At 69.7% G+C, this 6225-nt stretch carries 3 protein-coding genes; all 3 read left to right on the top strand.

The window, feature by feature from the left end; genetic code table 11:
• Positions 1–33: 33 nt before the first annotated feature.
• The 3 genes from pyk to CF68_RS03485 all read left to right on the top strand — a co-directional run bounded on the left by pyk (position 34) and on the right by CF68_RS03485 (position 6133).
• Complete coding sequence (pyk, locus tag CF68_RS03495; protein WP_035816077.1) at positions 34–1497, top strand: pyruvate kinase; 1464 nt, start codon at positions 34–36, stop codon at positions 1495–1497.
• Between the two features lie 223 nt (positions 1498–1720).
• Positions 1721–2584 (top strand): neutral zinc metallopeptidase, encoded by an 864-nt coding sequence (locus CF68_RS03490; protein ID WP_035816075.1) that lies wholly within the window; start codon positions 1721–1723, stop codon positions 2582–2584.
• Positions 2585–2986: 402 nt separating this feature from the next.
• The gene (locus CF68_RS03485; protein WP_035816073.1) at positions 2987–6133 is read left to right on the top strand and encodes a multidrug efflux RND transporter permease subunit; all 3147 of its coding nucleotides are present in this window, start codon (positions 2987–2989) and stop codon (positions 6131–6133) included.
• Positions 6134–6225: the final 92 nt, after the last annotated feature.

Raw genomic sequence — 6225 nt, 5'->3', positions numbered from 1 at the left:
GGCGCCCCGTCCGAGAATGGAAGAGGAGACATCATGAGACGCCAGCGCAAAGCGAAGATCGTTGCCACGCTTGGACCCGCAAGCACCGACATCGCGGTGATCCGCGAACTGTTCGAGGCGGGCGCCGACGTGTTCCGGCTGAACTTCAGCCACGGCACGCACGAAGACCACCGCGCGCGCTACGACGCCGTGCGCAAGATCGAGGCAGAGACCGGCCGCCCGATCGCGATCCTGGCCGACCTGCAGGGCCCCAAGCTGCGCATCGGCACCTTCGCCGCCGGCAAGGTCGCGGTGCGCGCGGGCGATGTGTTCGTGCTCGACAGCGATCCCACCCCGGGCGACGGCACCCGCGTCTACCTGCCGCACCCCGAACTGTTCGCCGCCGCGCAGCCGGGCCAGTCGCTGCTGATCGACGACGGCAAGGTACGCTTGTCGATCGAAGCCGTGACCACCGGCACCATCACCACGCGCGTGGTCAACAACGGCACGCTGTCCGACCGCAAGGGCGTGAACGTGCCCGACGCCGTGATCCCCATTCCCGCGCTGACTGAAAAGGACCGCAAGGACCTGGACTTCGCGCTGGCGCTGGGCGCTGACTGGATCGGCCTGTCGTTCGTGCAGCGCCCGTCCGACATCGTCGAAGCGCGCGAGATCGTCGGCACCCGTGCCGGCATCCTGTCCAAGATCGAGAAGCCGGCCGCGCTGCAGCAGCTCGAAGAGATCGTGCGCGTGTCCGATTCCGTGATGGTGGCGCGCGGCGACCTCGGCGTGGAGTTGCCGCCCGAGCGCGTCCCCGGCGTGCAGAAGCGCATCCTGCGCGTGTGCCGCCAGCTGGGCAAGCCGGTGGTGATCGCCACGCAGATGCTGGAATCGATGATCGACTCGCCGGTGCCGACCCGCGCCGAAGCGTCGGACGTGGCCAGCGCCATCTATGAAGGCGCCGACGCGGTGATGCTCTCGGCCGAGTCGGCCAACGGCCGCTACCCGGTGCCGGCGGTGTCGATGATGAACCGCATCGTCACCGAGGTGGAACGCGACCCGCTGTACCGCAACCTGCTCGATGCCCAGCATGAGACCCCGCTGAACACGCGCCAGGATGCAATCTGCGCGGCGCTGCGCGAAGTCACGCAGATCATCGGCGCCGCCGCGACCGTGACCTACACGTCCTCGGGCGCCACCGCGCTGCGCGCCGCGCGCGAGCGGCCGTGCGCGCCGATCGTCAGCATCACGCCGAACCTGGAAATCGCGCGCCGCCTGGCCATTGCCTGGGGCGTCCACTCCACCGTGAGCCCGGATGTGCAGAGCGTGGATGAAATGGTCGAAGCCGCCACACGCGCGGCGGTGGCCGAAGGTTATGCCGTGCCGGGCGACCAGATCACCATTGCCGCGGGGATGCCGTTCGGGCAAGGCGGGACCACCAACCTGCTGCGCGTGGCTGAAGTTGGCGCCAGCGCGGTGACAACCGCACCGGCTGCGCGTGAGGCTGCCTTGGCCTGACCGCGCTGCTTGCGTTCCCGTCCCGGAACGTTCAGGTCATGACGGAACCGGGTGCAAACCCGGTTTCTTTGTTTTGCCGCACACCGCCTGCGTTGCCCGTCTCCAGGGCGAGTGGGTGGTGTTTTTTTATTTGGCTTGGTGTCGAAGACAGCACCTGACCCCGGATTGCTATACTGCTTGCCATCCTCCCACCCTGCAATTCCCCCTCCCCCCGGAGCCCCCCATGCGCCTAGATGACGAAGCCGAAAGCCAGCACGTTGAAGACCGCCGCGGCGGATTCGGCGGTGTCGGCGGCAAGACCATCGGCATCGGCACGGTCATCGTCGCGCTGGCGGCGTCGTATTTCTTCGGCATCGACCCGATGCTGATCATGCAGGGCGCCTCGGTGCTGCAAGGCTCCGGCCCGCAGCAGCAACAGGTGAACCGCCCGCCGGCGACGGATCAGATGACGGTGTTCACGCGCAAGGTGCTGGGCAATACCGAGCGCACCTGGCAACACATCTTTGAAACCCAGCTGAACCGCCGCTATGCGCCCCCCACGCTGGTGCTGTTCTCGGGCGCCACGCCCACGGCGTGCGGCACCGGCCAGTCGGCGATGGGCCCGTTCTACTGCCCCGGCGACCAGAAGGTCTATATCGACCTGGCCTTCTATGACGAGTTGCGCCAGCGCTTCGGCGCCAGCGGCGACTTTGCCCAGGCCTATGTGATCGCGCACGAGATCGGCCACCATGTGCAGAACCTGCTGGGCGTATCGGACAAGGTCGACAGCGCGCGCCGCCGCATGGGCGAGGCGCAGGCCAACCAGCTGTCGGTGCGCATGGAACTGCAGGCCGACTGCCTGGCGGGTGTCTGGGCCGCCACCGCGCAGCGCGCGAACCAGCAGCTGCTGGAGCCCGGCGATGTCGAAGAAGGCCTGAAGGCCGCCGCCGCGATCGGCGACGACCGGCTGCAGCGCCAGTCGCAGGGCTATGTCGTGCCGGAGGCCTTTACCCACGGCTCCAGTGAGCAGCGTGTGCGCTGGCTGCGCCGCGGCATCGAGTCCGGCGATATCCGCAAGTGCGATACCTTCGCCTCGCGCGACCTGTAAGCGCGGGCTCCACCCCCGACGTCCGAGGGGTGCCGGAAATGTGACGTTTGCGTTGTCCGGACCCTGTTCCCTGTCTATAATCGCCGGCAAGGCCGCATGACGACGGCCAGTCGCCGGCGTCGATCCTCACCGATCCTTCCTACCGCAGCGCCGGGTTCTCCCCGAAGGACCCCTGCACGCGCCGCGGTACACGCCGGCCCCGGTCGACGGGCCAAGCGCCCCCTGACCGACAGGCGACCCGACACGCGGCCCCGCCGGCATCACCGGCCCAGCTTGCCGCGGCTCGCAGCCCCTTGCCGCTGATTCTTGCGGCGTCTCCACACCCAAGCCGTTCCGTTCCAACCGCACCGGAGCCACGGCCGATCTTCACTTGCCGTGCGCCCGTGCCAGCCCTGACCTGACATGGCGTCGTTTTTCCTGAAGCGCCCGGCGTTTGCCTGGGTGCTGGCCATCCTGACTGTGGTAGCGGGCCTGGTGGCCCTGAACCGCATCCCCATCGCCCAGTACCCGGCGGTGGCGCCGCCCACGGTGATCATCTATGCCGATTACCCGGGTGCGTCCGCGCGCACGGTGGAGGACCGCGTTACCGCGGTGCTGGAGCAGCAGATGCACGGCATCCACGGCCTGCTCTACCTGGATTCCAGCAGCGAGGGCGGCACCGCCACAGTGACGCTGGGCTTCCGCCAGGGCACCGACCCGCAGCTGGCGCAGGTCAACGTGCGCAACCGCGTGGCGCAGGCCGAGCCCTTGCTGCCCGAGGCGGTGCGCCGCGGCGGCGTCTATGTCGACCAGGCCAGCAGCAGCGCCTTCATGTACGTGTCGCTGGTGTCCGACAGCGGGCAGCTGGACGAGACCGCGCTGGGCGACTTTGCCGCCGGCTCGGTGCTGCCGCTGCTGCGCCGCCTGCCCGGCATCGGCAAGGCCGAACCATACGGCGCCGAGTACGCGCTGCGGATCTGGTTCGATCCCGACAAGCTGCACGCCTTCAACCTGACCACGGCCGAGGTCGAGGCCGCCATCCGCGCGCGCAACGGCAACGTGACGCCGGGCCAGCTGGGCGCCGCGCCGGCAGTGCCGGGCCAGCCGTTCCAGGCGATCGTGCGCCCACCCGCGCCGATGAGCGATGCGCAAGCGTTCGGGCGCATCGTGGTGCGCGCGGCCACCGACGGCTCCGCCGTGCTGCTGCGCGACGTGGCGCGGGTGGAGCTGGCCGCCAGCGACTATCGCTACGGCTCCACGCTGAACACGCGCAACGCCGCGTCGATCGGGCTGAAGCTGGCCGACGGCGCCAACGTGCTGCAGACCTCGCGCACAGTGCGCGCGGCGCTCGATGCCGCCAGCAAGGGCTTCCCCGGCGACGTGCGCTATGAGATCTCTTACGACGGTGCCACCTTCGTGCAGGCGTCGATCTCGCGCGTGGTGCTGACGCTGGTCGAGGCCACGGTGCTGGTGTTCCTGATCCTGTACCTGTTCCTGGGCAACCTGCGCGCCACGCTGATCCCGTGCATCGTGGTGCCGGTATCGCTGCTGGGCACGGTTGCCTGCCTGTACGCGCTGGGGCTGTCGCTGAACGTGATTACGCTGTTCGGCGTGGTGCTGGCGATCGGCATCCTGGTGGACGACGCCATCGTGGTGGTCGAGAACGTCGAGCGCATCATGCGCACCGACGGCGTGGGCGCGATGCAGGCCGCGGCGCGCTCGATGCGCGAGGTCTCGGGCGCGCTGGTGGCGGTGACGCTGGTGCTGTGCGCGGTGTTCGTGCCGATGGCGTTCTTCGGCAGCGCGGTGGGCGTGATCTACCGGCACTTCGCGGTGACGCTGGCGGTATCGATCGCGTTCTCGCTGTTCTTTGCGCTGACGCTGGCGCCGGCCATGTGCGCCAGCCTGCTGCGCCACAGCGCGGCGCCGGCGCGCGGGCCGCTGGCCTGGTTCGATGCCCGCTTTGCCGCCTTCACCGGGCGCTATGCCGGCTGGGTGCAGGCGCTGCAGCGCAGGCGGCTGCGCTGGCTGGCGGTCTACCTGGCGTTGACGCTGGCATGCGGCTACGCCTTGTGGAAGATGCCCAGCGGCTTCCTGCCGGAAGAGGATACCGGCGAGATCGTGGTCGATGTCGAGCTGCCCGCTGGCAGCACGCAGGCCGACACGCGCCGGCTGGTGGCCGGGCTGGAACAGTGGATGCGCGACGAGCACTACCCGGTGCATTCGAGCTTTGCCGTGCTGGGCTGGTCCAGCGGCGGCAGCGGCGAGCAGCGCGCCAGCCTGTTTATCGGCCTGACCGACTGGAAAGCGCGCGGACGCAAGCGCACGGCACAGGCCGTGCTGGAGCGGCTGTCGGCCGGCCTGGAAACCTGGCCGGGCCGCGGCGCGGCGCAGCTGTTTGCGTACAACAGCTCGGCGCTGCCCGAACTTGGCAGCATCGGCGGCCTGGACATGCGCCTGGTCGCGCGCCAGCCGGTGGGGCGGGAGGCGCTCTTCGCCGCGCGCGACAAGCTGCTCGAACGCGCCAGACAGGATCCGGTGCTGGGCGAGGTGCGTGCCACCACCGGCCAGCCGGTGCCCGCACTGGACCTGAAGATCGACTACCGCAAGGCCGAGGCCTTCGGCGTCGATGCCGATACCGTGCACCACACGCTGTCGGCCACGCTGGGCTCGCGCTATATCGACGAAGTGGCGCGCGAAGGCCGCGTGCGGCGCGTGATCCTGCAGGCCGACGCGCCCTTCCGCATGCAGCCGGACCAGCTCGCGCGTGTGCACGTGCGCAATGCACAGGGCGCGATGGTGTCGCTGGCCGCGTTCGCCTCGCTGGAATGGGGACGCGGCGAGGTCACGCTGGAGCGCTTCGACGGCTTCAGCTCGGTGCGCATCAATGCCGAGGTGGCGCCGGGCCACACCACCGGCGCGGCCATGACGCGGCTGGCCGAACTGGTGCGCGAGCTGGGGCCGGAGTACGACGTGCGCTGGACCGGGCGCGCCTTCGAGCAGGAGCAGACCGGCACGCAGGCGCCGTGGCTGTTCGCGCTGTCGCTGCTGTTTATCTTCCTGTGCCTGGTGGCGCTGTATGAAAGCTGGACCCTGCCGCTGGCGGTGATCGCGATCGTGCCGACCGGCCTGATGGGCGCGGCCGCGGCGATCTGGCTGCGCGGCATGCCCAACGACGTCTACTTCAAGGTGGGCGTGGTGGTGATCATGGGGCTGGCGGCCAAGAACGCGATCCTGATCGTCGAATATGCCGAGCAGTTGCGGCGCAGCGGTGCGGGCAGCATGGGAGCGGCGGAGGCCGCCACGCGCGCGGCGCGCCAGCGGCTGCGGCCGGTGGTGATGACCTCGCTGGCCTTTGTGCTGGGCGTGGTGCCGCTGGCAATCAGCACCGGGCCGGGCGCGGGTGCGCAGCAGGCGGTCGGCACCGGCGTGCTGGGCGGCATGCTGGGTGCGACGGTGCTGGGTACGCTAGCGGTGCCGTTGCTCTATGCCGCGATCGCGCGCAGGTTGCCGCGCGCGCAGCCGGAACCCGGACACGACGCGACCGCCACGCAGCCGCCTTCGGCATGAGGGGCATGCCTGCGCGCTGACGTGGTCAAGAGCCGACGGAAGAGAAAAGCGCCTGCCTGGCGAAGAGAGAAGGAGGAGGAGGTCAGCCGGGC

Origin of the sequence: Cupriavidus sp. SK-4 (genome assembly GCF_000611125.1) — a bacterium.
Lineage (GTDB): Bacteria > Pseudomonadota > Gammaproteobacteria > Burkholderiales > Burkholderiaceae > Cupriavidus > Cupriavidus necator.
Note: the sequence above shows the minus strand (reverse complement) of the source record. Positions and strands in the feature narration are given on the sequence as shown.